This window comes from Lysobacter korlensis (assembly GCF_042434515.1).
The window spans coordinates 1,580,070-1,606,256 of record NZ_JBHLTG010000001.1 but is presented as its reverse complement, the minus strand read 5'-3'; the positions used below and the strand labels follow the sequence as shown (position 1 = coordinate 1,606,256).

Annotated in this window: 24 protein-coding genes and 1 pseudogene; 13 read left to right on the top strand and 12 right to left on the bottom strand. The window is 67.0% G+C overall.

Annotated features, from left to right (window positions below; all coding sequences use genetic code 11):
• Nucleotides 1-11 precede the first annotated feature (11 nt).
• Both ACFFGH_RS07535 and ACFFGH_RS07530 read left to right on the top strand, forming a co-directional pair.
• A complete protein-coding gene (locus tag ACFFGH_RS07535; protein WP_386666550.1) occupies nucleotides 12-455 on the top strand; it encodes a hypothetical protein in 444 nt (147 codons plus the stop codon).
• Nucleotides 456-610: 155 nt separating this feature from the next.
• Nucleotides 611-1,081 carry a peptidoglycan-associated outer membrane lipoprotein precursor gene (locus ACFFGH_RS07530; protein WP_386666548.1) on the top strand — a complete coding sequence of 157 codons (471 nt, stop codon included), beginning with the start codon at nucleotides 611-613 and terminating at the stop codon, nucleotides 1,079-1,081.
• A gap of 154 nt (nucleotides 1,082-1,235) precedes the next feature.
• Here the strand turns inward: ACFFGH_RS07530 and ACFFGH_RS07525 are convergent, their stop codons facing one another.
• Nucleotides 1,236-1,445 carry a cold-shock protein gene (locus ACFFGH_RS07525; RefSeq protein ID WP_386666545.1) on the bottom strand — a complete coding sequence of 70 codons (210 nt, stop codon included), beginning with the start codon at nucleotides 1,443-1,445 and terminating at the stop codon, nucleotides 1,236-1,238.
• A gap of 201 nt (nucleotides 1,446-1,646) precedes the next feature.
• On the opposite strand from ACFFGH_RS07525, the gene ACFFGH_RS07520 reads away from it, so the two are divergent.
• From ACFFGH_RS07520 to ACFFGH_RS07505, 4 genes are all read left to right on the top strand, one after another.
• Nucleotides 1,647-2,132 (top strand): DUF456 domain-containing protein, encoded by a 486-nt coding sequence (locus ACFFGH_RS07520; protein ID WP_386666543.1) that lies wholly within the window; start codon nucleotides 1,647-1,649, stop codon nucleotides 2,130-2,132.
• A 254-nt stretch (nucleotides 2,133-2,386) separates the two neighbouring features.
• Complete coding sequence (locus ACFFGH_RS07515; RefSeq protein WP_386666540.1) at nucleotides 2,387-3,652, top strand: phospholipase D-like domain-containing protein; 1,266 nt, start codon at nucleotides 2,387-2,389, stop codon at nucleotides 3,650-3,652.
• A 336-nt stretch (nucleotides 3,653-3,988) separates the two neighbouring features.
• Nucleotides 3,989-5,254, top strand: coding sequence for a phospholipase D-like domain-containing protein (locus ACFFGH_RS07510; protein ID WP_386666537.1), 1,266 nt, complete (start codon nucleotides 3,989-3,991; stop codon nucleotides 5,252-5,254).
• A gap of 80 nt (nucleotides 5,255-5,334) precedes the next feature.
• Nucleotides 5,335-6,291 (top strand): patatin-like phospholipase family protein, encoded by a 957-nt coding sequence (locus ACFFGH_RS07505; RefSeq protein WP_386666534.1) that lies wholly within the window; start codon nucleotides 5,335-5,337, stop codon nucleotides 6,289-6,291.
• 177 nt (nucleotides 6,292-6,468) lie between these two features.
• On the opposite strand, the gene ACFFGH_RS07500 is transcribed toward ACFFGH_RS07505, so the two are convergent.
• Nucleotides 6,469-7,986 carry a fumarate hydratase gene (locus tag ACFFGH_RS07500; protein WP_386666532.1) on the bottom strand — a complete coding sequence of 506 codons (1,518 nt, stop codon included), beginning with the start codon at nucleotides 7,984-7,986 and terminating at the stop codon, nucleotides 6,469-6,471.
• A gap of 169 nt (nucleotides 7,987-8,155) precedes the next feature.
• Nucleotides 8,156-10,693 carry a sensor domain-containing protein gene (locus ACFFGH_RS07495; protein WP_386666529.1) on the bottom strand — a complete coding sequence of 846 codons (2,538 nt, stop codon included), beginning with the start codon at nucleotides 10,691-10,693 and terminating at the stop codon, nucleotides 8,156-8,158.
• Between the two features lie 316 nt (nucleotides 10,694-11,009).
• Here ACFFGH_RS07495 and ACFFGH_RS07490 point away from each other — a divergent pair, with 316 nt between their 5' ends.
• Together ACFFGH_RS07490 and ACFFGH_RS07485 are read left to right on the top strand one after the other, a co-directional pair.
• Complete coding sequence (locus ACFFGH_RS07490; RefSeq protein WP_386666527.1) at nucleotides 11,010-12,884, top strand: ABC transporter ATP-binding protein; 1,875 nt, start codon at nucleotides 11,010-11,012, stop codon at nucleotides 12,882-12,884.
• A gap of 84 nt (nucleotides 12,885-12,968) precedes the next feature.
• On the top strand, nucleotides 12,969-14,207 hold the full coding sequence (locus ACFFGH_RS07485; RefSeq protein WP_386666525.1) for a PQQ-dependent sugar dehydrogenase: 1,239 nt from the start codon (nucleotides 12,969-12,971) through the stop codon (nucleotides 14,205-14,207).
• Here ACFFGH_RS07485 and ACFFGH_RS07480 read toward each other — a convergent pair.
• The gene (locus ACFFGH_RS07480; protein WP_386666522.1) at nucleotides 14,189-14,743 is read right to left on the bottom strand and encodes a DUF488 domain-containing protein; all 555 of its coding nucleotides are present in this window, start codon (nucleotides 14,741-14,743) and stop codon (nucleotides 14,189-14,191) included. The two genes, ACFFGH_RS07485 and ACFFGH_RS07480, sit on opposite strands and share 19 nt — an antisense overlap.
• Before the next feature lie 77 nt (nucleotides 14,744-14,820).
• Between ACFFGH_RS07480 and ACFFGH_RS07475 the strand changes: the two genes are divergently transcribed.
• Complete coding sequence (locus ACFFGH_RS07475; RefSeq protein ID WP_386666520.1) at nucleotides 14,821-16,500, top strand: ABC1 kinase family protein; 1,680 nt, start codon at nucleotides 14,821-14,823, stop codon at nucleotides 16,498-16,500.
• A gap of 38 nt (nucleotides 16,501-16,538) precedes the next feature.
• Here the strand turns inward: ACFFGH_RS07475 and ACFFGH_RS07470 are convergent, their stop codons facing one another.
• Complete coding sequence (locus ACFFGH_RS07470; RefSeq protein WP_386666518.1) at nucleotides 16,539-16,718, bottom strand: hypothetical protein; 180 nt, start codon at nucleotides 16,716-16,718, stop codon at nucleotides 16,539-16,541.
• Nucleotides 16,719-16,906: 188 nt separating this feature from the next.
• Between ACFFGH_RS07470 and ACFFGH_RS07465 the strand changes: the two genes are divergently transcribed.
• From ACFFGH_RS07465 to ACFFGH_RS07455, 3 genes are read left to right on the top strand one after another with little or no spacing between them, the layout of a single operon-like run.
• A complete protein-coding gene (locus ACFFGH_RS07465; protein ID WP_386666516.1) occupies nucleotides 16,907-17,878 on the top strand; it encodes a L,D-transpeptidase family protein in 972 nt (323 codons plus the stop codon).
• A 22-nt stretch (nucleotides 17,879-17,900) separates the two neighbouring features.
• Nucleotides 17,901-18,566, top strand: coding sequence for a M23 family metallopeptidase (locus tag ACFFGH_RS07460; RefSeq protein WP_386666513.1), 666 nt, complete (start codon nucleotides 17,901-17,903; stop codon nucleotides 18,564-18,566).
• A gap of 55 nt (nucleotides 18,567-18,621) precedes the next feature.
• Nucleotides 18,622-19,431, top strand: coding sequence for a ferredoxin--NADP reductase (locus ACFFGH_RS07455; RefSeq protein ID WP_386666511.1), 810 nt, complete (start codon nucleotides 18,622-18,624; stop codon nucleotides 19,429-19,431).
• 45 nt (nucleotides 19,432-19,476) lie between these two features.
• Here the strand turns inward: ACFFGH_RS07455 and ACFFGH_RS07450 are convergent, their stop codons facing one another.
• From ACFFGH_RS07450 to ACFFGH_RS07440, 3 genes are all read right to left on the bottom strand, one after another.
• Nucleotides 19,477-19,866, bottom strand: a complete 390-nt coding sequence (locus ACFFGH_RS07450; protein ID WP_386666509.1) for a hypothetical protein — start codon at nucleotides 19,864-19,866, stop codon at nucleotides 19,477-19,479.
• Nucleotides 19,863-20,354 (bottom strand): glutathione peroxidase, encoded by a 492-nt coding sequence (locus tag ACFFGH_RS07445; RefSeq protein ID WP_386666506.1) that lies wholly within the window; start codon nucleotides 20,352-20,354, stop codon nucleotides 19,863-19,865. The genes ACFFGH_RS07450 and ACFFGH_RS07445 overlap by 4 nt, the downstream gene beginning before the upstream one ends.
• Before the next feature lie 188 nt (nucleotides 20,355-20,542).
• On the bottom strand, nucleotides 20,543-20,971 hold the full coding sequence (locus tag ACFFGH_RS07440; RefSeq protein ID WP_386666504.1) for a CBS domain-containing protein: 429 nt from the start codon (nucleotides 20,969-20,971) through the stop codon (nucleotides 20,543-20,545).
• A gap of 174 nt (nucleotides 20,972-21,145) precedes the next feature.
• Between ACFFGH_RS07440 and ACFFGH_RS07435 the strand changes: the two genes are divergently transcribed.
• Nucleotides 21,146-23,398 carry a M3 family metallopeptidase gene (locus ACFFGH_RS07435; RefSeq protein WP_386666501.1) on the top strand — a complete coding sequence of 751 codons (2,253 nt, stop codon included), beginning with the start codon at nucleotides 21,146-21,148 and terminating at the stop codon, nucleotides 23,396-23,398.
• A gap of 121 nt (nucleotides 23,399-23,519) precedes the next feature.
• On the opposite strand, the pseudogene ACFFGH_RS07430 reads toward ACFFGH_RS07435, so the two are convergent.
• The 4 genes and pseudogenes from ACFFGH_RS07430 to ACFFGH_RS07415 form a co-directional block, all read right to left on the bottom strand.
• Nucleotides 23,520-24,140: pseudogene (locus ACFFGH_RS07430) on the bottom strand (UdgX family uracil-DNA binding protein); the annotation flags it as partial.
• A 66-nt stretch (nucleotides 24,141-24,206) separates the two neighbouring features.
• Nucleotides 24,207-25,043, bottom strand: coding sequence for a hypothetical protein (locus ACFFGH_RS07425; protein ID WP_386666498.1), 837 nt, complete (start codon nucleotides 25,041-25,043; stop codon nucleotides 24,207-24,209).
• Between the two features lie 92 nt (nucleotides 25,044-25,135).
• On the bottom strand, nucleotides 25,136-25,849 hold the full coding sequence (locus tag ACFFGH_RS07420) for a pseudouridine synthase (RefSeq protein WP_386666495.1): 714 nt from the start codon (nucleotides 25,847-25,849) through the stop codon (nucleotides 25,136-25,138).
• Between the two features lie 62 nt (nucleotides 25,850-25,911).
• Nucleotides 25,912-26,184 (bottom strand): GNAT family N-acetyltransferase, encoded by a 273-nt coding sequence (locus ACFFGH_RS07415; protein WP_386666492.1) that lies wholly within the window; start codon nucleotides 26,182-26,184, stop codon nucleotides 25,912-25,914.
• Between the last annotated feature and the right edge of the window lie 3 nt (nucleotides 26,185-26,187).

Here is a 26,187-nt window from a genome sequence, read left to right as displayed (position 1 = left end):
GGAGTCACGACATGAGCGAATCCGCCCCCGGCCTGCCCCGCAAGACGCAGGCATCCCGGTACCTCTTCCTGTTCCTGGTCGGCCTCGTGATCGGCGTGATCGGCACGGTGATGGCAGTGCGGGCGATCGAAGCGCGCGCCGACCATTTCCCCGGCAGCGTCATGCGCGTGCAGCAGTGGCACCTCGCGCAGCTGGGCAACAATCTCAAAGAGAACCGCTGCGCGGCGACGGACACGCTGCCGCACCTTCGGACGCTGCGTGCGCTGTCGGACGACCTCGAACCCGCCTTCCCCGATCTGCGCGATGACGCACGCTACGTGCAGCACGCCAGCGCGATGCGTGCTGCGGTCGACTCGGCGCTCGGGTCGCCGCCGCTCAACTGCCAAGGCCTCAAGGCGACGGTCAAGAACATCGGCGACGCGTGTCAGGCTTGCCACCAGGATTTCCGCAGCTGACGTTAGGCCTTCGTGCGCCCGCCACGCCGGGGATCGCGCAGCTGAACAGACTCCGCGCGCTTCTGCGCCGGTTGATGACGCATTCACGGATCGGCGCCTAGGTTGACGGCGCGTGGCGGGATCGAGTCGCCCGCTCCCTCAATGCAGGAGGTCCCATGAAGACTGGTATTCGATTCGCAGGCGTTGCCCTTGCCGCATCGCTCGCACTCTCGGGCTGTGCAACCTATGGCCAGGCGGGCGTCGGCGCCGGTGTGGGCGCTCCGTCCTACGGCGGCAGCACCGCGAACTGCTTCGACTGTGGCACCGTGCTGCGCATCGAGCAGGTCGGCGGTAGTCGTGCACCCTCGGCAACTGGCGCGGTCCTCGGCGGCCTCGTCGGCGCCGCGGCCGGGCGCGAAGTGGCGGAAGACCGAAGCGAAGGCCGTCGCAACACGGCAACCGTTGCAGGCGCAGCCGCTGGCGCTGTCGCCGGCAACATGATCCAGCGCGGAATGTCCGCGGCTGCATACAACGTGCACGTTCGCATGAACGACGGACGCACCACGGTTGTTACGCAGAACGACCTTGGCGGTATCCGCGAAGGCTCGTATGTCCGCGTGGCTGACGGACGCGCCTGGCTGCGCTGATCCACCCGGCTCTCTCTCCGGATGTCCTTGACGACCCGCTACGGCGGGTCGTTTTTTATTGCCCGCCCCTACCGCGGACAACGATGACGCAAAAAAGAAACCCGGCCTGAGCCGGGTTTCGAATCCACTCGGGCCGCAAGCGGCCGCGGGGGAATTACTGCGGCTGGACCGACTCAGCCTGCAGGCCCTTCTGGCCCTGCGTCACGGTGAACGTGACCTTCTGGCCTTCCTGCAGGCTCTTGAAGCCCTGCGACTCGATGGCGCGGAAGTGCACGAACACGTCTTCGCCGTTCTCACGGCTGATGAAGCCAAAACCCTTGGCATCGTTGAACCACTTGACGGTACCGGTTTCACGGTTCGACATGTATTGCTCCTTGGAACATTGCGGTGGATATCACGGCGAATGCCGCATGCTGGTTGCAAGGAGAAAGCGGTGCAACGATGTAGCGATCAACGATCATCCGCATCGGGCCACGATCCACGGTGACCCCTGGCAACGGCAGCGCCGGCACCGTATCCCGCGCCAACCCAAATTGCAAACCGGCCGACCGGACGAGGATTTCGAATGGATATGCAGGTGCTCTGGTATGTGCTCGCCGCGGTCCTGGCACTGATCGGGCTGGCGGGCATCGTGCTTCCCGCGCTGCCCGGCCTGCCGCTGGTGTTCGCCGGGATGGCGATCGCGGCGTGGGCGGATGGCTTCGAACAGGTCGGCGGCATCACGCTGGCGGTGCTGGGCGTGCTGACCGTGATCTCGCTGGGCGTCGACCTGATGGCCACCGCGCTTGGCGCCAAGCGCGTCGGCGCGAGTCGCCTGGCGATCATCGGCGCGGTGGCCGGCACGTTTGCCGGGCTGTTCCTCGGCGTCATCGGCCTGTTGATCGGGCCCTTCGTAGGCGCGCTGATCGGCGAGCTGCTGCACGGCCGCCAGGTGCGGCAGGCGACGAAGGTCGGCTTTGGTACCTGGCTCGGCATCCTGCTGGGTGTGGTGCTGAAACTCGGGCTGGCGTTCGCGATGCTGGGGCTGTTCGCACTCGCGTGGATCTACTGAGCACGCTTTCGCCTCAGGTTTCCACCGCGGGCTTTATCGGCGTCTATTGGCGCCGCACGCGTGGTTGCGGCGCCCCGGTCACGGCCCAGGGACGCCGCGACGCGATCGGGTAGGCGCACGTCGATCGCCCATGCGCCGCCCCACGCGCTGAATGCGGCTAGACACCGAATTCACGCCGCTTTGGTCGAGCCAGCGGCACAGTGACAGTCCCGTGCCGTGGCGCATGTCCGCAGTTGTGCTGGAGCCGAAAACGCATGCTTTCGACGATCGTCGTGACCGTGCTGGTGACCATGCTGCTGGTGCTGATCGCCATCAACGTCGCCACGCCGGAGAAGAAGCTCGAACGCAAGATCGAGCATCGTCACTCGATCTCGGACGAGCAGTTCACGCGAGAGATGTCGGTGCTGCTGGGACCGGCGATCCTGCCCGGGAACCGCATCATTCCGCTGCAGAACGGCAACGAGATATTCCCTGCGATGCTCGATGCGATCCGCCGCGCACGCACGACGATCACGTTCGAGACCTACATCTACTGGTCGGGCAAGGTGGGCCGCGAGTTCGCCGAGGCACTGGCCGAGCGCGCGCGGGCGGGCGTGGCGGTCACCGTCACCGTCGACTGGGCCGGCAGCCTGAAGATGGACGACGACCTGCTGGATTGCATGAAAGAGGCCGGGGTCAACGTCCACCACTACCGGCCGCTCTACTGGTACAGCCTGACCCGGCTCAACAACCGCACGCATCGCAAACTGCTGGTCGTTGACGGTGTGGTCGGCTTCACGGGCGGCGTCGGCATCGCCGACCAGTGGCTGGGCAACGCCGAAGACGAACACCATTGGCGCGACATGCACTTCCGCATCGAAGGGCCCGTCGTCGCCCAGGTGCAGGCCGCGTTCAACGACAACTGGATCAAGTCCACCGGCGAAGTGCTGAACGGCGAGGAGTATTTCCCGCCGCTGGATCCGATCGGCAACAGCCCTGCGCACGTGTTCATTTCGTCGCCCGCCAGCGGCAGCGAGAGCATGCACCTGATGTACCTGATGGCGATCGCGGCGGCGAAGGAGTCGGTCGATCTGTGCGCGTCGTACTTCGTGCCCGACCGACTGATCTCTCAGGCGCTCATCGCCGCCCGCGAGCGCGGGGTGCGCGTGCGCATCATGGTGCCCGGCCATTACATCGACTCGTTCACGGTCAAGATCGCCTCGAAGGCGTGCTGGGGCCCGCTGCTGCTGGCCGGCATCGAGATCCACGAATACCGGCCGACGATGCTGCACCTGAAGATGCTGATCGTGGACCGCGAGATGGTGTCGGTGGGCTCGACGAACTTCGACATCCGCTCATTCCGGCTCAACGACGAGGCCAGCCTCAATGTCTACGACGGCGAGTTCGCCGCTGCGATGACCGAGGTCTACGAGCACGACCTCGAGCGCGCAGTGGCATACAGCTACGAGGCTTGGAAGCGGCGCCCGCTGAAGCGCAGGTTGATCGAAATGTTCATCACGCCGATCCGCTCGCAGATCTGATCGGCGGTTGAGCTGCGCAACTGCTGCGCGGCGCGGCGGAGGTAACACGCAGGATGGAGGCGTGCTTCCGATCGAATCCCGCGGCGTTACGTTTGCGGGCCGGTGCACCGCGATCGGGCGAAGGCTCTTCGCGCATTTGCTGCGGGAAGGCTCGGTGCCGCTCACGCTGCAGGCCTGATCAGGCTAGCCCGGCTATCCCGAAGGCGGCCGAACCGTAACCCGCACCACACTTCGGCAGTCCCCGCCCAACCCGGCGCGCGCGTTAGGTCAACGGCGGGCGCACAGTGACGAATGTCGACTCGAACTCCCGCAACACCACGCCGACGCCGCCTGCGCATGCTCGCAGCCGTCCTCGTGACTGCGCTGTGCACCGTGCTGCTGGTCACCATCGCAGTCAACTTCGCGACGCCCGAGAGAAAGCTCGAGCGCAGGGTCGAGCACCGCTATGCGATTTCGGACGAGCAGTACCGGCGCGAGATGTCCGTTCTGCTCGGCCCGGCCGTACTGCCGGGCAACCGCATCACGCCACTGAACAACGGCAACGAGATCTTCGGCGCGATGCTCGAAGCGATCGCAAGTGCACGCAGGACGGTCACGTTCGAGACCTACATCTACTGGTCGGGCGAGGTCGGCGAAGCGTTTGCCGACGCGCTGGCCGAGCGCGCCCGTGCCGGGGTCAAGGTGCACGTGACGTTGGACTGGGCCGGCAGCCTCAAGATGGATGACGCGCTGCTGGAGCGCATGCGCGACGCGGGCGTCGAGGTTCACCACTACCGGCCGCTGCGCTGGTTCAACCTCGGCCGTCTCAACAACCGGACCCATCGCAAGCTTCTGGTGATCGACGGCCGGCTCGGCTTTACCGGCGGAGTCGGCATCGCCGACCAGTGGCTTGGGCACGCGCAGAATCCGGACCACTGGCGTGACATCCATTTCCGCGTCGAAGGCCCGGTGGTGGCACAGATGCAGGCCGCGTTCAACGACAACTGGATGAAGACGACCGGCGAGGTGCTCAACGGCGTGGATTATTTTCCGCCGCTGCAGCCCGTGGGCGACACCCCGGCCCACCTGTTCATCGCGTCGCCCGCCGGCGGAAGCGAGAGCATGCACCTGATGTATCTGCTCGCAATCGCCGCCGCCAACGAGACGATCGACCTCACGGCGTCGTACTTCGTGCCTGACGAGCTCATCACCAATGCGTTCATCGCGGCCCGCCACCGTGGCGTGCGCGTTCGCGTGCTGCTGCCCGGTCCACACATCGACTCGGTGACTGTCCAGTTCTCATCGAAGGCCTCGTGGGGTCCGCTGCTGCTGGCGGGCGTCGAGGTATACGAGTACCAGCCGACGATGCTGCATGCCAAAGCGTTGATCGTGGACCGGGAGATGGTGTCGGTGGGTTCGACGAACTTCGACATCCGCTCGTTCCGGCTCAACGACGAGGCGAGCCTCAACATGTACGACCCGCGCTTTGCCGCCGAAATGACGCGCACGTTCGAGGCCGACCTCAGGAATGGGCGGCCGTATCTCTACCAGGACTGGAACAAGCGCTCGCTGCGGCGGCGGTTGGTCGAAACGCTGCTGGTCCCGATCCGGACCCAGCTCTAGCGCGATCGCCATGCCTGGAACACGGCTAGGCGTCGCGAGCCGCGTTATACAGTGTCGTCAGGCGAGACAAGGAGGTTTCCATGCAGGCGCGACGCATCCTCTCCCTCGACGGCGGTGGCATCCGCGGCCTCGTCACGTGCATCTGGCTGGACGGCGTGGAGGCCGCACTTCGCGATGCCGGCAAGCCGGGCCTGCCCGAGAGCTTCGACCTCGTGGCCGGCAGCTCGACGGGCGCAATCATCGCCTGCGGGCTCGGCATTGGCCTGGACGCGACGCAGCTCGCCGCGCTCTACCGCGAGCACCGGCACACGATTTTCCCGGGGATGGCCCGGCGTCTGTGGTCGCGCCTCGGGCGCGCGTTCGGCCAGGGCGTTTCCGCGCCCCGTTACGACGGAACCGGGCTCGAGCGCGTGCTGCGCGAGGTCTTCGGCGATGCGCGGCTTGGCGAGCTACCGCGGCCGACGCTGGTCACCTCGTACGACACGATTCGCCGGCGGCCGGTGATGTTCAAAAGCTTCAAGCCCGAGCATGCCGACCTGAAGATCTGGGAGGTGTGCCGCGCCTCGGCGGCGGCACCGACGTATTTCCCGGCCCATGGAATGACCGTCGAGGGCCGCGCGTGTGCGCTGATCGATGGCGGCGTGGTAGCGAACAATCCGACGGCCTCGGCAATCGCTGAAGCGCTGCGCAAGGATGCGCGCGTTGACGCGAGCCATGACCTGGTCGTGCTGTCGGTGGGCAGCGGTGAACGCAACCGCTCGATCGACCTGCAATCGGCGCGCGAATGGGGTGCGCTCGAATGGGCGATCCCGATCATCGATGTGCTGTTCGACGGCAACGCCGACTCGGTGGACTACATCGCGCGCCAGCTCGTCGGCGACAGCTACGTCCGGATGCAGGCAGAACTCGTCGTGGGACTCGACGACCTCGACGACACGAGCGCGACGAACATCCTCGCGCTCGAGACCATGGCCAAGGAGTACCTCGATCGCATGGAAACGAAGGCCCGGCTCAGGCACTTGGTTGCATTGCTGTAGGCGCGCGCACTTGCTTGGCGCGACACAGGCATCGGCCCGCGGCCGCCTTATCTGCAAACCCACTGCTCGCGTGTCTGCCGGGCGCATCGCCGCCCGACAGCGCTTCTCCTCTTGCCGGCAGCCCGCGAGCACAGCCTCGCGGGACAGCCGACCACCGCGGCACCGACGCGTGCCGCGTTACTCCACGACGACCGGAATCTTGCCGATCCGCGCCTGCCATTCGCGCGGACCGGTGCGGTGCACCGACTCGCCCTCGCTGTCGACTGCGACGGTCACCGGCATGTCCTGCACGGTGAACTCGTAGATCGCTTCCATCCCGAGGTCCGCAAAGCCGACCACGCGCGATTCCTTGATCGCCTTCGATACCAGATACGCCGCGCCGCCGACCGCCATCAGGTAGACCGACCTGTGCTCGCGGATCGCATCGATCGCGGTCGGGCCGCGCTCGGCCTTGCCGACCATGCCGAGCAGGCCGGTCTGTTCCAGCACCTGCGCGGTAAACTTGTCCATGCGCGTCGCGGTGGTCGGGCCGGCGGGGCCGACGACCTCGTCGCGCACCGGATCGACCGGGCCGACGTAGTAGATGAAGCGGCCGCGGAAATCGACCGGCAGCGGCTCGCCCCTGTTGAGCATGTCGACCATGCGCTTGTGCGCGGCGTCGCGGCCGGTCAGCAGGTTGCCATTGAGCAGCAGTACTTCGCCGGGCTTCCAGCTTGCGACCTCTTCCGGCGTGACCGTATCGAGGTTCACGCGGCGGCCCTTGCTGGCGTCGTAGGTAAGCTCCGGCCAGTCCTCGAGCGACGGCGGATCCAGCATCACGGGGCCCGAGCCGTCGAGCGTGAAGTGAGCGTGGCGCGTCGCAGCGCAATTCGGGATCAGCGCAACCGGCAGGTTCGCGGCGTGCGTCGGATAGTCCTTGATCTTCACGTCGAGCACGGTGGTCAGCCCACCGAGGCCCTGCGCACCGATGCCGAGCGCGTTGACCTTCTCGTACAGCTCCAGGCGCAACTCCTCCGCGCGATTGGCCGGCCCGCGCGCCTGCAGCTCGGTGATGTCGATCGGCTCCATCAGCGCTTCCTTCGCGAGCAGCATCGCCTTCTCGGCAGTGCCACCGATACCGATGCCCAGCATGCCCGGCGGGCACCAGCCGGCGCCCATCGTCGGCACGGTCTTGAGGACCCAGTCGACGATCGAGTCGGACGGGTTGAGCATCGCGAACTTGCTCTTCGCCTCCGAGCCGCCACCCTTCGCCGCGACGATCACGTCGAGCTTGTTGCCCGGCACGACCTTCATGTTCACGACGGCCGGCGTGTTGTCCTTCGTGTTCTGGCGCTTGCCGGCCGGGTCGGCCAGCACGCTCGCACGCAGCTTGTTGTCCGGGTGGTTGTAGGCCCGGCGCACGCCTTCGTTGACCATGTCTTCCACGCTCATGGTCGCCCCGCCCCACTGCACTTCCATGCCGATCTCAAGGAACACGGTGACGATGCCGGTGTCCTGGCAGATCGGACGGTGGCCCTCGGCGCACATGCGCGAGTTGATCAGGATCTGGGCGATTGCGTCCTTCGCCGCGGCCGACTCCTCGCGCTCGTACGCGGCGGCGAGGCTCTTGATGTAGTCGACCGGGTGGTAGTAGCTGATGTACTGCAGCGCGTCGGCGACGGACTGGATGAAGTGCTCTTGCTGAATGAAGTTCACGGCGGGCGGCAGGCTGGCGGGTGACCGGCGATTTTACCCGTACCGCCGAGCCAGGCGCCGGGGCCGGGCTCCGGCGTGCGGACGGGCTTCATGGTTCGCCGCTGTAAATGGCCCCGGCAGCGGACGGCCGCTCGCGGCTCCGCCCCCGCCTGCGGCTCGTGACGCCCGATCAGGCCGAGCGGCGGAAGTCGGCCGGCAGTCCGTTGCGCAGCAGCGCCGGCAACTGCTCCGCGGCCAGCGGGCGGCTGAACAGGAAGCCCTGCATTTCGTTGCAGCCGAACGAGGCCAGCAGATCGGCCTGCTCATGCGTCTCCACGCCCTCGGCGACGACGCGGTAGTCGAGCGCCTGTCCCATCGCGACGACTGCCTGCACGATCGCCAGGTGCTTCGGATCGGGCATGCCCTGCACGAACGACCGGTCGATCTTCAGGGTGTCGAACTTGTACTGCACCAGGTAGTTCAGGCTCGAGAAGCCACGCCCGAAGTCGTCGACCGCGACCTGCACGCCAAGCTGCTTGAGTTCGCCGATGACCTGCTGGCCGCGCTCCTGCTGGGCGAACATCTGGCTTTCGATGAACTCGATCTCCAGCGCCTCCGGGGCGGCGCCGGTCTCGGCGAGCACGGCCCTGACGTGGCTGATCAGGCGCTCGGCGTCGAAGCGCGCAAGCGAAACGTTGACCGAGATCGGGACCACCGGCAGCCCCGAGGCCTGCCATTCGCGGCTCTGGCGACAGGCCTCGCGCATCACCCATTCGTCGATCTGCACGATCAGGCCGGTCTGCTCGGCGACGTCGAGGAATTCGTCTGGTGCGACGGTGCGACCATCCGAGCGCTGCCAGCGCAGCAGTGCCTCCAGGCCGATCACGCGACGGTCGCAGTGACTGACGCGAGGCTGGAAATGCAGCCGGAAGTCCTCGTTCGCCAGCGCAATGCGCAGGTCGTGCTCGGTGCGCATGCGCTGCTCGGCGCGCGCGCTCATCACGTCGGTGAAATAGCTGTAGCGGCAGCGACCGGCTTCCTTCGCGCAGTACAGCGCGGTGTCGGCCTGTTTCATGATCGTCGGTACGTCGCGGCCGTCCTGCGGGAACAGCGCGATGCCGATGCTCGCCGACACGTGCAGGTCCTGGCCCTGGTACTGGATCGGCTCCTCGATCGAGCGGATCAGCTTCTCGGCCACGCGCGCGGCGTCGCGCGGGTCCGCCAGGCGGTTGAGCAGCAGCACGAACTCGTCGCCGCCCTGGCGGCTGACGGTGTCGTCCTCACGCACGCCCGCAACCAGCCGGCGGGAGACTTCCTGCAGCACGTGGTCACCGGCCGGATGGCCGAGCGAATCGTTGATGTGCTTGAAGAAATCCAGATCGAGGTACAGCAGCGCGCCCTTGCCGCCGCGCGGGATCATCGCGACCGCCTGCGACAGGCGGTCCTGCAGCAGTACGCGGTTCGGCAGCTTGGTCAGCTGGTCGTGCTGCGCCATGTGCGACAGGCTGCTCACGAGCGCGCGCGCATGGCTGACGTCGTGCAGCAGCATCACGCCGCCGCTGACGATGCCGTGGCGATCGCGGGTTGGTGATGCAGTGTCCTCCACGGCCCGCTGCCGGCCGTCACGGTCCAGCGCGACGCGTTCGTCCTTCGAACGCACGGTGATGCCGGTGGCGACGGCCTCCCGCAGCGCGGGCGGTCTCGCCTCGCCGGTCGAGGGGTCGGCCAGGCGGATCACCTCGTCGAGCGGCCGGCCGAGCGCATCGCGTTCGCTCCAGCCGCTCAGCCGCGAGGCGGCGGGGTTGAGCAGCGTGATGCGCAGCCCCGAATCGCAGACCACGACGGCCTCGCCGATCGCGTCTACCGCGGTACGCGACTGCGCCCGGGCGTCGGCGATCGCCTGTTCGGCTTCGCGGATCGGCGTAAGGTCCCGCAGCGTGACGACCAGGCGCGGCGGGTCCTCCCCGGGCACGCTGGTGAGCATCAGTTCGACCGGGAATGCCGTGCCGTCTCCGCGTTGCGCCTCGGTGGGCGACGCCGCGCCCATCGAGTGTGTACCGGCCTGCGAGTGCGCGAGTTCGAGCAGCACGCCGTACTGGCCGCGCGAGGTTGCTTCGAGCCATTGCCCAAACGGCCGACCGACCGCGCCTTCGCGGGTCACGCCGAGCACGTCGCGCATGCGGTCGTTGAGGCCCAGCACGGCACCATCGCCGTCGAGCACGGCGGTAGCCTCGTAAGCGGCGTCCAGCAGCGCCTGCATGCGACGCTCGGACTGGCTGCGCCAGGTCACGTCCTGCCCGAACAGCTGGAATCCGTCCACCGTTCCGTCGGCGCTGAAATCCGGCTCGAACACGACGTCCAGCATCCGCCCGCCGGTCGTGCGCACCTGCAGCCGCTGCGGCTGCCCGGCGAGCACACGCTGGACGGTGCTCCCCATCGCACCGGCGGCGTGTTCGCCATAGACCTCGAGGATCGACTTGCCGACCACCGCATCGGCGAGCTTGCCGTGCCAGTCGAGGTAGGCGCGGTTCGCGCTGCGATGGCGCAGATCGCGGCCCAGGCGGGCAATCATTGCAGGCGTACGGTCGACCAGGCGATCGAGCTGTTCCGCTGTCGCGTTCGCACGCGCAGCCGCGGCGTCGCGTTGCCGCTTCAGCGCCGCAATTGCCGCGACCGCCACGATGACGACGGCCGCAAGCGCCAGCAACACCATGACGAGTGTGCTCACTGCGCGGCCCGCCCGCCAATGTGAGCCGTCGCCGCCGAGAACGCGTGGGGTGTGGCCCCACAGCAGTACGTCATCGCGCGCAGGTGGGCATGCGCAGGTCGCGGGGTGGTCTGGAACGAGGAGGATGCTCGCATGTGTGGCCACGGCCTCCGCGCCGTGCGCCTGCCGGTCCGTGCACCTGCGACCATGCGGTGCCGACGAAGGCAGGGATTGAGCGCCCATCTTGCGCAGGCCGGGCCGCCGCGATCTGTGCGCGCAGTTCAAAAGCGCCCCATCGCTGCGATAACCGGTTCACAGACTTTGGCGACAATGCGCGATGCCCGCCGTCCCGCCCGCCCGATCCCCGGCCGACCCGAACGGCCTGAGCCTGCGTGAGCGGTTCAGCGCGCTACGCAACCTGGGTCCGTTCCTGCGTGAGATCTGGCGCGCCAGTCCGTCGCTGACGCTGATGGCGCTGGGTCTGCGGCTGCTGCGCGCCGTGCTTCCGGTCGCGACGCTGTACGTCGGCAAGCTGATCATCGACGAGGTGGTGCGGCTGGTCGCCGGCGGTGCGGTGGTCGATGACCCGGCCATCGCATTGTCGAGCGGGCAACTCGACGGGCTGCTCGTCCTTCTGGCCATCGAGTTCGGTCTGGCAATCGCGGCCGACCTGCTCGGGCGACTGATCAGCTACGCCGACACGCTACTGTCGGAGCTGTTCACCAATGCGACCAGCGTGCGGTTGATGCAGCACGCGGCGACGCTCGACCTCGAGGACTTCGAGGACCCGGACCTGCAGGACCGGCTCGATCGCGCGCGGCGCCAGACGATGGGCCGCATGAACCTCATGAGCCAGCTGTTCGGCCAGCTGCAGGACGCGATCACGGTCGCCACGTTCGCAGCCGGGCTGCTGGTCTACGCACCGTGGCTGATCGCCCTGCTCGCGCTCGCCCTCGTACCGGCCTTCATCGGCGAGGCGCATTTCAACGCGGTCGGTTATTCGCTGAGCTACGCATGGACGCCGGAGCGGCGCCAGCTCGAGTACGTGCGCCAGCTCGGCGCGACGGTCGAGACCGCGAAGGAAGTGAAGATCTTCAACCTGCACCGCTTCCTGATCGAGCGCTACCGCGCGCTCGCGCAGCGGTTCTTCGACGCGAACCGCGCGCTGGCCCGCCGCCGGGCCGCATGGGGCATGGTGCTGGCGGCGCTGGGCACGCTCGGCTATTACGCCGCGTTCGCGTACATCGCCTGGCGCACGGTTCGCGGGGATTTCAGCATCGGTGATTTGACGTTTCTCGCAGGCAGCTTCCTGAGGCTGCGCCAGCTGCTGGAGGGCCTGCTAGTGGGGTTTTCGCAGGTTGCCGGGCAGGCGCTGTACCTCGACGACCTGTTCTCGTTCTTCGAGATCAAGCCGCGGATCGTCTCACCGGCGAACGCGGTACCGGTGCCGCAGCCGATCACACGCGGGTTCGCATTCGAGAACCTGGGCTTCCGCTATCCCGAGGCCGAACAGTGGGCGCTGCGCGGCGTCGACTTCGAGCTGCCCGCCGGCGAAGTGCTGGCCCTCGTCGGCGAAAACGGCGCCGGCAAGACCACGCTGGTGAAACTGCTCGCGCGGCTCTACGACCCGAGCGAGGGCCGCGTGCTGCTGGACGGCCGCGACCTGCGCGAATACGACCTGGGCGACCTGCGCAGCCAGGTCGGCGTGATCTTCCAGGACTTCGTGCGCTACCACCTTACGGCGGCGGAAAACATTGGCGTGGGCCGCGTCGAGGCAGTGCACGACCGCGAACGCGTGCGTGATGCCGCCCGCCGCGCGATGGCCGACGGCATGATAGAAGCGCTGCCCGGCGGTTACGACCAGATCGTCGGGCGCCGCTTCCGCCAAGGCGTGGATCTGTCGGGTGGGCAATGGCAGAAGCTCGCGATCGCGCGGGCGTACATGCGCGATGCGCAGGTCATGATCCTCGACGAGCCGACCGCGGCGCTGGATGCGCGCGCCGAGTACGAAATCTTCAGCCGCTTCAGGGAACTGTCCGCGGGGCGGACCGCCGTGCTGATCTCGCACCGGTTCTCCAGCGTGCGCATGGCGGACCGGATCCTGGTGCTGGCCGACGGCCGGCTCGAAGCCAGCGGCACGCACGAGCAGCTGCTGGCGCAGGGCGGCCGCTACGCGGAGCTCTTCGAACTGCAGGCGGCCGGTTACCGCTGATCGCGGCCGGCATGCCGCCAAAGGCCGCCACGCGGGCGTGCCGGTCTCATGCGACCCTTGGCCCAGCCCCACAGGGAAACCGCCATGCCCCACACCGCCCGCGCCTGCGCCCTCGCACTTGCCCTCGCCTCCAGCCTCGCCGCCTGCGATGCGGCCTCCGAGTCCGCCGCCGGCACCGCTCCGGCAGTAAAGACCACTGCCGCAGCCTCCACCGCTCCGACGCCGGGCGAACGCATGCAGGTGCGCGAGCTGGCGGTCGGGCTCGAACACCCGTGGGCGGTCGCACCACTGCCCGACGGCGGCTTCCTGGTGACCGAGCGGCCGGGCCGCCTGCGCCGCATCAGCGCGACGGGCGAAATCTCCGAGCCGATCGCGAACGTCCCCGAGGTGATGGCCGAGGGCCAGGGCGGCCTGCTCGACGTGGTTCTGGCGCCGGATTTCGCCAGCAGCCGGCGCATCTACCTGAGCTATGCCGAGCCCGGACCGGACGGCACCGCCGGCACCGCGGTCGCCACCGCGATCCTCGGCGATGGCGCGCTGTCGGACGTCAAGCGCATCTACCAGCAACAGCCCAAGCTCGATGGCGAAATGCATTTCGGCTCGCGCATCGCGTTCGATGGAAAGGGGCACGTCTTCATCAGCCAGGGTGAGCGCAACGAGCGCATCGCCGCACAGAAGCTGGACATGCTGCAGGGCAAGCTCGTGCGCCTGAACCTCGATGGCAGCGTGCCGGCGGACAATCCGTTCGTCGGCCGCACCGATGCGCGTCCTGAGATCTGGAGCTACGGCCACCGGAACTCGCAGTCGCTCGCAGTCGACCCGCGCACGGGCACGCTGTGGGAGGCCGAGCACGGCCCGCGCGGCGGCGATGAGATCAACCTGCCCGAGCCCGGCAAGAACTACGGCTGGCCGCTTGCGACGCACGGCATCAATTACTCGGGGCTGGCGATTCCCGAGGCGATCGGCGAGAACGCACCGGACACCGTTGCGCCGCACCATTTCTGGAAACGCTCACCCGCGCTGTCGGGCATGGCGTTCTACACGGGACGCCCGGACTCGGCCTGGAACGACAGCCTGTTCATCGGCGCGCTGTCGGCAGGCGCGCTGATCCGTCTGAGCCTGGACGGCAACCGCATCACCGGCGAGGAGCGGCTGCTCGAAGACCTGGGCGCGCGCATTCGTGACGTGCGGGTCGGCGCGGATGGCAACGTCTACGTCGTCACTGACGAGAGCAAGGGCCGCCTCCTTCAGCTGGTTCCGCCGGTGTCAAAAACGCCGGGCGCCGCGACGGCCCCGGCACCGGCTCAGAACAGCGAGCCCTGAGCGTCCGCCGGCGGAGCGTAGGTCAGCCGGCCGTTCTCGATCCGCGCCGCGTCCGTGTAGGGGTGCTCTTCCGCCTGCCCGGGCGCGGCGATATGCAGCACCGTCCAGCCCGCGGCCTTGAAGTCGTCCGAAATCAGACTGCGGTGGCACTGGCGCCAGGCGCCCTCGGCACACATCACCGCCACCGGCTGCGCCGACGCAAGCGCGGCAAGCCGGGCGCGGGCACGCGCATAGGCCGGCGTGGCCATGTACTGCGCGTAGCCGCGAAACGCGGCATTGCGCCACGTTGAAGATGCCGCTTCGTCGCGCGGCTCGCGCCGCCCACCCAGGTCCGGCATCGCGACATAGTCGATGCCTTCGGCCGGCAATTCGCGGGCGAGCGACTCGCCCGAGAATTGCGGGTTACGACGTGACCCGGCAAACCTGCGCACATCGACCAGTGTCGTGATGCCGCGCGCCCTCAGCAGGTCCGCCAGCTCATCGAGCGACCGGGTCGAGTGGCCCACCGTCCAGAGCGTGCGCAGCGCCTGTTGCATCGCTTAATCCTGCGGTCACTTCGGTGAAAGGCCGTTGACGTTGCGGTCGATACGCTGGCGCTGCACTGGAGAACGCCATGACCGACAAGCCGACCGGGCTCGCCCGCACCGCGCAGATCGTGCGCTTTTTGCTGAAGTACCGCAGTTCGGGCGTGTTCACCGGTCTCGACGCCGATGCGATGGCGCCGCGCGACGAAGACCTCCCGAAGGAGGGCAAGCCGGAAGAATTCGTATCCGACCTGGAGGCCCTCGGCCCGACGTTCGTCAAACTCGGACAGGCGCTGTCGACGCGGCCCGACATGGTGCCGCCGGCATACATCGCCGCGCTCGAACGCATGCAGGACAACGTGGCGCCGGTCCCGTTCGACGAGGTCCGGGAAGTCGTCGAGTCCGAGCTCGGCGTCCGACTGAGCAAGGCGTTCGCGAGCTTCGATGAAGAGCCGCTGGGTGGGGCGTCGCTCGCGCAGGTGCATCGCGCGACGCTGCGCGACGGACGCGCGGTGGCGGTCAAGGTCCAGCGCCCCGGCATCATCGACCAGCTGTATTCGGACCTGGACTCGTTGAACTCCGTGGCCACGCGGCTCGATCGCGCCACCGATATCGGCCGACGCGTGCATTTCGCGGACTGGGTGCACGAGTTCCGCAAGACGTTGATCGCCGAGCTCGATTACCGCACCGAAGCCGAGAACCTCGAACGTTTTGGCGAGCGCTTCGAGCCCTACCCCGAGTTGTGCGTACCCCAGCCCGTCTGGGACTACACGCGCAAGCGCGTGCTGACGATGGATCTGGTAACCGGCATCAAGGTCACCGAGATCTCGGGCATGCGCCGAACGCACCAGAATCTCGAAGACCTGGCAGCCGCGCTGATGCGGGGCTATCTCGATCAGGTGCTCGTGCACGGCCAGATCCACGCCGACCCGCATCCGGGCAACCTGCTGCTGACGCCGACCGGACGGCTGGCGCTGTTCGATCTGGGCATGGTGGCGCACATCCCGCCGCGCCAACGCGACAGGCTGTTCCAGCTGCTGTTCGCGGCGGTGGACGGCCGTGGCGAAGACGTGGTGCGCGAGGCGGTCGCGATCGGCACGCGCCTTGAAGAGTTCGATGAGCAGCGCTACCAGCGCGAAGTCAGCCAGCTGGTCGCAAAATTCGCGGCCCATCGAAGCCACTCGCGCGGGCTCAGCGAGGGCCGGCTGGTACTCGAACTCACGCGGCTGGGCACGGCCTGCGGGCTGCGCACGCCGTCGGAGATGAGCCTGCTCGGCAAGACGCTTCTGAACCTCGAAGTCGTCTGCGATTCGCTGGCGCCGGACCTCGACATCAAGAACGTCATCGAAGGCCACCTGCAGAACGTCATGCGCGATCGCATGCGGCAGTCGATGTCGCCGGCGAAGCTCGCGGGCGAGATGATGGAGATGCAGGCGTTGATGCGCGACGCGCCGCGCAAGATTTCCGACGTGCTGGGCCTGCTGGCCGAGAATCGCATGCAGTTCGGCATAACCGGGCTGGAGGAATCCCGGTTGATGGAGAACCTGCAGAAGATCGCGAACCGCATCACTGCCGGGCTCGTCACCGCGGCGCTCATCATCTCCTCCGCCCTGCTGATGCGCGTGGAAACACAGTCGCAGCTGTTCGGCTACCCGACCATCGCGATGGTGATGTTCCTGATCGGCAGCGGGCTTGGGCTCGCGGTCGTGATCAATGCGCTGGTGCGCGACCGCCGTGCACCGAAGCGGGAACAGATCGGGCCGCGCTGAGCGGCCCGATCCAAGGTTCTACTTTTTGCGATCGCCGCTTACCGCTTGCGATCGCCGCGGTCACCCTGACCCGGCTTGGACTCGGTCTTCGCACTTCGCTTCACGTCCTGCGAAAGCGAGCGGGAGACATCGTCGGATTCCTTGAACCGGCCCTGCTCATCGCGCCGCACGTAGCGCTTGTCACCGTTGGGACTGATCAGCTCGCGTTTGTCGGACATGGCACTGCTCCGTGGAGACTGGCTGCCAGTCTTTGCCGCGACCGATGAACGTGGCGAAAAAAATTCGCCACCGTGCTGAACGGCCGCCGCTACACACATGAACGGCGGCAGCGCGTGCTCAGCGGTTTTCACGGCGTGCCCTACATACCGCTGCGCAGGATTGGCTCATCCGCAACGGGAGCCGCCTCATGAACCGTCACACCGCCCTGCTGCCGCTCGCCCTGTTTATCGCGGGCGCGTTGTCGCCCGTGCAGGCCGCGACGCCCTCGCTCGATATCGAAACCGTCAACCAGGCCGATGCGACGACCGACGCAAAAGCACGCGCATCGATGCTGCGCTTGCAGGTGATGCTCGAACGCGCTCGCTTCTCGCCGGGACAGATCGACGGCCGGGACGGCGGGAATACCCGCACAGCGCTTGCCGGCTATCGCGAAAGCCAAGGGTTGGGGAGCGGCGACAGTCTGGACGCGAAGACCTGGGCAGCACTGACGTCGACCGGAGCGCCGGCACTCGTCGAGTACACGGTGACGGAAGCCGATGTCTCCGGACCGTTTACCGATATCCCGTCCGGAATGATGGCCCAGGCCAAGCTCGAACGCCTCGGCTATGAATCGGCGAAGGAGGCGCTGGGCGAGAAGTTCCATGCAAACCCGGAACTGCTTTCCCAGCTCAACCCCGGCAAGGACATCACGCAGCCGGGAGCCACGATCGTCGTGCCGAATGTGCTCGACCTGCCTGCGCTGCCGAAGGCGACCCGTGTCGTAGTGGACGATTCAGACAAGACGGTGAGCCTGTTCGACGCTGCGGACAAGAAGATCGCGCAGTTCCCGGCGACCACCGGCAGCTCGCATGACCCGCTGCCGATCGGCGAGTGGAAGATCAACGGCGTCGCCAAGGAGCCGGTGTTCCACTACAACCCGAAGCTGTTCTGGGACTCCGACCCGTCGCATTCGAAGGCCAAGATCGCACCGGGCCCGAACAATCCGGTCGGCGTGGTCTGGATCGATCTGTCGAAGGAGCACTACGGCCTGCACGGCACCCCGGCGCCGGCGCTGATCGGCAAGACCCAGTCGCATGGCTGCATTCGCCTGACCAACTGGTCGGCGATGGCGGTTGCTCAGGCCGTATCGCCGGGCACCCCGGCGATCCTGCAGAACTGAGCGGGTCGGGACAGCGTCCGCGATGAAAGGAGTGCTGCTGTTCGTAGTCGGCCTGCTACTCGGGGCCAACCTGATCTACTTCTGGATGACGCGTGATGCGGCGGAGGCTCCGCCCGTCGCACAGGTGCAGCCGGCTGTGCCGGCCACGGACGCACCCGCGCCGACGCCGGCCACCACGGTGCCCGGCCCCGTCGCGCCCCCTCCGATGACGCCATCCGAAGTTCCTGCGTTACCGCGCGAGGACGAGGTGCCGGCCGCATCGTCGGGGCAGTTGATGGTCCCCGTGCAGGGCGTGAGCTTCGACCAACTCGAAGACACGTTTGACGACCCGCGCGGCACCGAGCGCATCCACGAAGCGCTCGACATCCTGGCGCCAGCCGGTACGCCGGTGGTGGCTGTCGCCGATGGCCCGGTGGCCAAGCTGTTCGACAGCAAGGCCGGCGGTCTCACGGTCTACCAGTTCGACCCGACCGGCACCTACGCGTACTACTACGCGCACCTGCAGGGCTACGCGCCGGGCCTGGCAGAAGGCCAGGTGCTGAAGCGCGGCGAGGTGCTGGGCTACGTCGGTAGCACCGGCAATGCTGACCCGAGCGCGCCCCACCTGCACTTCGCGGTGTTCCGCCTCGGGCCGGAAAAGCGCTGGTCGGAGGGCACGCCGGTCAACCCCTATCCGCTGATGCGGTGACGGCCCGTTGGCGGCGATCGGCTAAAATCGCCGCCCCCCTTGCAGTCCCCTGCCCATGTCCTCTGCCTTCGGCACCGAAACCGTGCTGGATGTCCGTCACTGGACGGACGACTACTTCAGCTTCACGACCACGCGCGACGACGGCTTCCGTTTCGACAACGGCCAGTTCGTGATGATCGGCCTGCCGGTCGAGCAGCCCGACGGCTCGACGCGACCGCTGCTGCGCGCGTATTCGATCGCGAGCGCGAACTGGGAAGAGCAGCTCGAGTTCTTCAGCATCAAGGTGCCGAACGGCCCGCTGACCTCACGCCTGCAGCACATCAAGCCGGGCGACACGGTGCTGGTCGGGCGCAAGCCGACCGGCACCCTACTGATCCACGACCTGCATCCAGGCCGCAACCTGTACCTGCTCGGCACCGGGACTGGCTTCGCGCCGTGGCTGGCGATCATCAAGGACCCGGACACCTACGAGCGCTTCGACAAGGTGATCCTCACGCACGGCGTGCGCTGCGAGAAGGACCTGGCGTACCGCGACTACATCGTCAACGAGCTGCCACGCCATGAGTTCCTCGGCGAGCAGATCAGCGCGAAGCTGCGCTACTACCCGGCTGTCACCCGGGAGGAATTCATGTTCGAAGGCCGCGACCAGCGTGGCCGCCTGACGCAGATGCTCGACACCGGCCGCATGGCGGAGCAGCTGGGCATCGAGCCGCTGGATCCCGAGCACGATCGCGCGATGATCTGCGGCAGCCCGCAGATGCTTACCGACTTCCGTGCGCTGCTGGACGCACGCGGCTTCAGCGCTGCGCCGCGCATCGGCGTGCCCGGCCATTACGTGTACGAGCGCGCGTTCGTCGAGAAGTGACCGCGCCTCAGACGCCCGGCTGCATGGGGCCCGGTTAGCTACCGACTAGACGTCGGCTGCGCGCTCTCCGTGACGCAACCACATGCGCGCCGCGCGCTCTTCGGCGAATGCGCGCGCTTCGAATCCGGCCTCGGCGGCGAGGATTTCCGCGACCTCGCCCTCGTGCCAGCGCACAGCCTGCGAGTAGACGTAGGCAATGCGCAGTGATTCGAAACCCAGGCCGATCATGGCCTGGATGAAGGCCTGCACCTGCGCCGGCGTGAACGGCTCGCCTGGCACGTCCGACACGACCAGTACGGCTGGCGGCCGGCGCTCGTGGATCTCGGCAGCGATGCGCCGCCACGCGTCGATCGTACTGTCCAGATCCCGACCGCCGCCGCTGAGGTGGGCGCGCAGGATGCCGGCGTCATACGAGAACTCGACGCGGTAGCTCATCGTGCCTCGCTGAGCGCAGCCTCGATATCGCCCGCGATACCTGCAGGCTCATCGTTCGGTGCATAGCGACGCAGCACGCGCCCGTCGCGAGCGACCAGGAACTTGGTGAAGTTCCACTTGATCACCTCGGTACCGAGCAGCCCGGCTTTTTCGCGCTTGAGCCACGTCCACAGCGCGTGCGCGTCCGGGCCGTTGACGTCGATTTTCGCGAACATCGGAAACGTCACGTCGTAGTTCTTCGAGCAGAACTCGCGGATTTCAGGCTCGTCACCGGGCTCCTGATGGCCGAACTGATCGCAGGGAAACCCGAGCACGGCAAAGCCGCGGTCCCGGCACTGACGCCACAACTGTTCCAGCCCGGCGTACTGGGACGTAAACCCGCACCGCGACGCCACATTGACGATCAACAACACCTGCCCGCGCCATTCGCCGAGCGATCGCGGCTGCCCATCGATATCGGTCGCGGAGAAGTCGTAGAGCTCGGTCATTGGAGTCCTTCAACGCGCTGGTTTGGAAGTCATTACAAACGATGCCACTGCGTCCGTCAGTCCGCACCTGCCAGCATCGATGCGTCACAACGTAAAACGCCGCTGCGGCCCGCCCTTGAGGACGGGACCGCAGCGGCGCGATTGCAAGGCTCAACCGGCACGCGACGGATGCCGCGGGCCGACTACCGTCAGTGACGGCTGCCCGGCTTCGAGACTTCCTCGACCACGTTGCCGGTCTTGCGGTCCTTGCCGGTGAGGGCGATGTCGGCCTGGGCAATGATGCCGCAGATCTTGCCGTCCATATCGACGACCGGGACGCGGCGGATCTGGCGCGATTCCATCACGTCGATCACGTCGGTCAACTTCGCATCGGTGCTCACGGTCACCGGCGGGGTCGACATGGCTTCCTGAACTTTGCACTCGTTGACATCGCGACCCTCGGCGACGAGGCGGACCACGATGTCGCGGTCGGTCACGACGCCAATCGGACGCATCGACTGGTCGACAACCGGAATCTCACCACAGTCGTGCTCGAGCATCAGGCGCGCCACTTCGCGCACGGTCGACTCGGCGCGGCAGGTCGCCGGGTTTCGGGTCATCACGCTGGTCACATCCATCGGTTGCTCCTTTGCCGGAAACGGCCACTTGGGGGAAGCGTCCACCCTGCCTGCCAAACGGTTTTGCGAACGTGAAGCGGGCCAGTCGCGTAGAGCCCGCCATGGCTTTCGTCATGCGCCCGTACACCGTGCTTGCGCTAGGCTCCACGGGTTCACCACCGAGAGGTTGTCACGATGAAGCATCCCCTTGCGCTGGCCCTTGCCGTCGCGCTTGCCTCGACCGGCGCACCGGCACTGGCCCAGAAGTCCGCCAAACCCGAGGCCGCAATGAGCCAACCCCAGTCCAGTCCGTCGAAGTCGAATCCGTCCCAGGCGAACCCGTTCTTCACCGAAAGCACGCTGCCGCTGAAGTACCCGCACTTCGACAAGATCAAGGACAGCGACTTCGGGCCCGCGTTCGACCGAGGCATGGCCGAACAGCTGAAGGAAGTCGAACAGATCGCGAACAACCGCGAGAAGCCGACGTTCGACAACACCATCGTCGCGATGGAGAAGTCCGGCCAGACGCTGAGCCGTGCGGCATCGGTGTTCTTCAACCTCGTTGGCGCCGACACGAACCCGACGCGCGAGAAGATCCAGGCCGAATACGCGCCGAAGTTCTCCGCGCATAGCGATGCGATCAACCTCAATTCCAAGCTGTTTGCACGCATCAAGACGCTGCACGACAACCGCGACAAGCTCGGCCTCGACCCCGAAGGCGTGCGCCTGATCGAGCGCTACTACACGAACTTCGTCCGCGCCGGCGCGAACCTGTCGGAAGCCGACAAGGCGAAGCTCAAGAAGATGAATTCCGAGCTCGCACAGCTGGGCACGAAGTTCAGCCAGAACGTGCTGGCCGAGGTCAATGACTCGGCGATCGTCGTCGACTCGCGCGAAGAGCTCGCCGGCATGTCCGACGAAGCGATCGCCGCAGCCGCCGAGGCCGCGAAAAAACGGGGGCTCGAGGGCAAGTACGTCATCGCCCTGCTCAACACCACCGGCCAGCCGCCGCTCACCGACCTCGAAAACCGCGCCCTGCGCGAGCGCCTGTACAAGGCATCGATCGCGCGTGGCAGCCGCGGCAACGAGTTCGACAACACCGGCATCGTCTCGCGCGTGACCAAGCTGCGCGCCGAACGCGCGAAGATGCTCGGATACCCGACGCACGCGGCCTATGTGCTCGAGGACGAGACCGCGAAGACGCCCGAAGCGGTCAACGCGATGCTCGGCAAGCTGGCGCCCGCCGCGGTTGCCAATGCCAAGCGCGAAGCCGCCGACCTGCAGGCGATGATCGACAAGGAGCAGAAGGCGAAGGGCAAGCCGACGTTCAAGCTCAAGCCGTGGGACTGGGCCTTCTACAGCGAGAAGGTCCGCCAGGACAAGTACAGCTTCGACGAGAGCCAGCTCAAGCCGTACTTTGAAATGAAGAACGTGCTGGAAAACGGCGTGTTCCATGCCGCGAACCAGTTCTACGGACTGACCTTCAAGCAGCGCACCGACCTGCCGACGTATCACCCGGACGTGCTCGTCTACGACGTGTTCGACAAGGACGGCAAGCAGCTGTCGATCTTCCTGTTCGATCCGTACGCGCGCGCCTCGAAGCGTGGCGGTGCTTGGATGAACTCGTATGTCGACCAGAGCGAGCTGATGGGCACGCTGCCGGTCGTTGCGAACCACCAGAACATCCCGAAGCCGAGCGAAGGCAAGCCGACGCTGCTGACCTGGGATGAAGTCACCACGATGTTCCACGAGTTCGGCCATGCGCTGCACGGCATGTTCTCGGACGTGAAGTACCCGATGTTCTCGGGCACGAGCGTGCCGCGCGACTTCGTCGAGTACCCGTCGCAGGTCAACGAGATGTGGGCCGACTGGCCGAGCGTGCTCGCGAACTACGCGAAGCACCACGAGACCGGCAAGCCGATGCCGAAAGAACTGCTCGACAAGGTGGTCGCGGCGTCCAAGTTCAACCAGGGCCACGCGACGACCGAGTACCTCGCCTCGGCGATGCTCGATCAGAAGTGGCACCAGGCCACCGTGGACCAGCTGCCTGACGCGAACGGCGTGATGGACTTCGAGGCCAAGGCGCTCGCCGCCGATGGCATCGACTTCTACGCGGTGCCGCCGCGTTACCGCACGCCGTACTTCAGCCACATCATGGGCGGCTACTCGGCGGGCTACTACGCGTACATCTGGTCGGAAGTGCTCGACGCGAATACGGTCGCCTACATCAAGAACAACGGCGGCCTGACGCGCGAGAACGGCGATCGCCTCCGCGAGAAGCTGCTGTCACAGGGCGGCAGCAAGGACGCGATGGTGCTGTTCCGCGACTTCGCGGGCGCGGATCCGAAGATCGAGCCGCTGCTCGAGCGTCGCGGACTCGTGTCGGGTGTGTCGGACGACAGCAAGGCGCCGGACGTGGTTGCTCCAGCCGCTGGCGGCACGAAGTAAGCGCTGCCGTCGAAGCGTGTTGAGCGAAAACCGCCCGGAGCAATCCGGGCGGTTTTTTTTGTGTCATGGGAACGGACGTTGAACGCGGCCAGTCCGCGGCGCGCCCAAGCGCAACGCCCGCTCAGTCGCTCTCGAGTTCGGTGAGCAGGGCGAGATCCGCGACGAATCCGCGATACGCGCGCTCGCGCTCATCGGAGCCGCGCTGGCGCAGCACCCACGACGGATGCACGGTCGCGAAGCCCTGCGCGCCGTCGGCGAGCTCCTGCCATTGTCCGCGCTGGCGCATGAGGCCGAACTTGCTGCCGAAGATCGCCTTCGATGCGATCGCGCCAAGGCAGACAACCACGCGTGGCTTCAGGCGCTCGCGCTCGCCATCCAGCCAGACGCGGCACGCGCGCTGCTCGGCGGGGTTCGGACTCTGGTGCAGCCGCACCTTGCCGCGCGGCGTGAACTTGAAATGCTTGACCGCGTTGGTCACGTAGACCGTGCTGCGGTCGACGCCCAGCTCTTCGAGCGCCTGATCGAACAGCCGCCCCGACGGCCCCACAAACGGCCGGCCGGCCAGGTCTTCCTGATCGCCCGGCTGCTCGCCAACCACCATGATCCGTGCACGCTCGGGACCTTCGCCAAAGACGGTCTGGGTTGCCGGGCGCCACAGGTCGCAGCGCTTGCACGCCATTGCCGCATCACGCAGCGCGGCGAGGCTGTCATCGACTGGCTCGGGCGCGGTGCCTTCCGGCACATCGCTGCCCGCAGTCACGCGCGTCGAAGGCTTCTTCGTGGCGGGTTTGCGGGCAGCCACGATGGCTCAGCCCGTAGCGGTGCCGAACAGCGACCGGTACTTCGGCGCCACATGCGGCAGCAGCACGTGGGCCGGCACCTCGACGGTCTGGGTGCCATGCAGGCCGGTGTCCAGCTGCTCGGCCGGAAACACGAAACGCACGCCGGCCAGCTTGCCGGACGGCGCGAGCACGGGCTCGAACATGGAGAAATGCTTCGCGTCGGGCGCAGTGCCGCGTTCGATCCGGCGCGCCGCGCGTTCGATCAACGCGGCGCGCTCGGCCGGCGGAAGCCCATCGGCTTCCGCGCGTTGCGCAAGCGCCGTCTGCAGCTGGCGCCTGACATCAGCCGCGATCTGGTTCCAGCTCGCACTGTCGGGCACCAGCTCGCCAGCGGTGAGCAGGCGGTTTTCCTTCGGCAGCCAGACGAAGCGCGCCACCAGCGGACGACTGTTCTCGCCACCGGTGAACGTACTGCCGTCCGCCGCGATTGCGACGAGCTCGGGTGAATCGAGCACTTCGGTGAACGCCAGGGTGAGGTCGTACAGCGGCGCGCCGGGCTCATCCTTGCGCTTGCCGACGGCCTGCATCAGGTCGGCGCGCGTGGCGTCGGCATAGCGTTGCAGCTCGGCGGCAAGCCCGGGGTACTTCGACGCAACCGGCGGGTAGCTGATGCCCACCACATACTGGGACGTGGTCTCGACCACGTCTTCGAGCGCGGGCGTCTTGGTCGCAGGCGCCGGCGGCGTTTCGGGCTGCGTTGCTGCGGGCGCTGCAGTTGCTGCGGGCGGCGCAGCGGTCGCCGGCTGCTCGCGCTCGCACGCCACGAGCCACCAGCACGCTGCCGCCAGGCAGGTCGTCCGCAACGCCGCTCCAAGCCTCATCCGCCTGCAATCCCGAAAACTGTCGATGGCGGCAGGCTAGCGGCACCGCCGTGACGCCGGAATCGAGGCGAGGCCTACCACTCGGTGCGCGACGGCAGCAGGCCTCGCAGTTCGGCATCGGTGAGGTTGCGCCACTGCCCAGGCTTGAGATGGGCAAGCTTCACGTTGCCGATGCGCACGCGCATGAGCTGCTTGACCCGATAACCGAAGTGCGCGGCCATCAGCCGGATCTGCCGGTTGAGCCCCTGCACCAGCACGATGCGGAAGCCGAACTTGTTGAGCCGCCCGGTGCGGCAGGGCAGCGTCGTCTCGCCATGCACCGGCACGCCGCGCGCCATCCCGCGAAGGAACTCGTCGGTCACCGCATGATTCACGGCGACGAGGTATTCCTTCTCGAGTTTGTTCTCGGCGCGAAGGATCTCGTTGACGATGTCGCCATTGCTCGTGAGCAGGATCAGCCCTTCCGAGTCCTTGTCCAGGCGGCCAATCGGAAAGATCCGGCGCTCATGGCCGACGAAATCGACGATGTTGTCCTTGACCGTGCTCTCGGTGGTGCAGGTGATGCCGACGGGCTTGTTCAGCGCGATGTAGACATGTTTGCGCTGGCCCTTCGCGGCGGTGCGCGCCTGCAGCTTCTGCCCGTCGACGAGGACCTGGTCGCCCTCGCCCACTTCGGCGCCAACGCGGGCGCGCATTCCGTTGACGGTCACCCGCCCTTCGGCGATCAACCGGTCGGCCTCGCGTCGCGAGCAGAAACCGGTATCACTGATGTGCTTGTTCAGACGCATGCCACTCGCCACACGGCTACAGGGGCCGGCATGCTGTCATAACCGCGCGCCCGGCGCAGGCCTTACTCGAGCAGCGACTTGTACTCGGGATGGCGCTCGGCCCAGCCGGCCGCATACGAGCACATCGGCCGGACCTGCAGGCCTTCCTCGCGGGCGGCCTCGAACGCGGTACGGGTCAGCCGGCTGGCGATGCCGCGGCCGGACACTTCCTGCGGCACACGGGTGTGCGTGATGACCATCCAACCATCGACGCGCTCGTATTCGAGCGTCGCCTCCTGGCCTTCGAACGAAGTGCGGAAACAACTGGCGTCACGGTCGTGCTCGATCGGATTCATGCG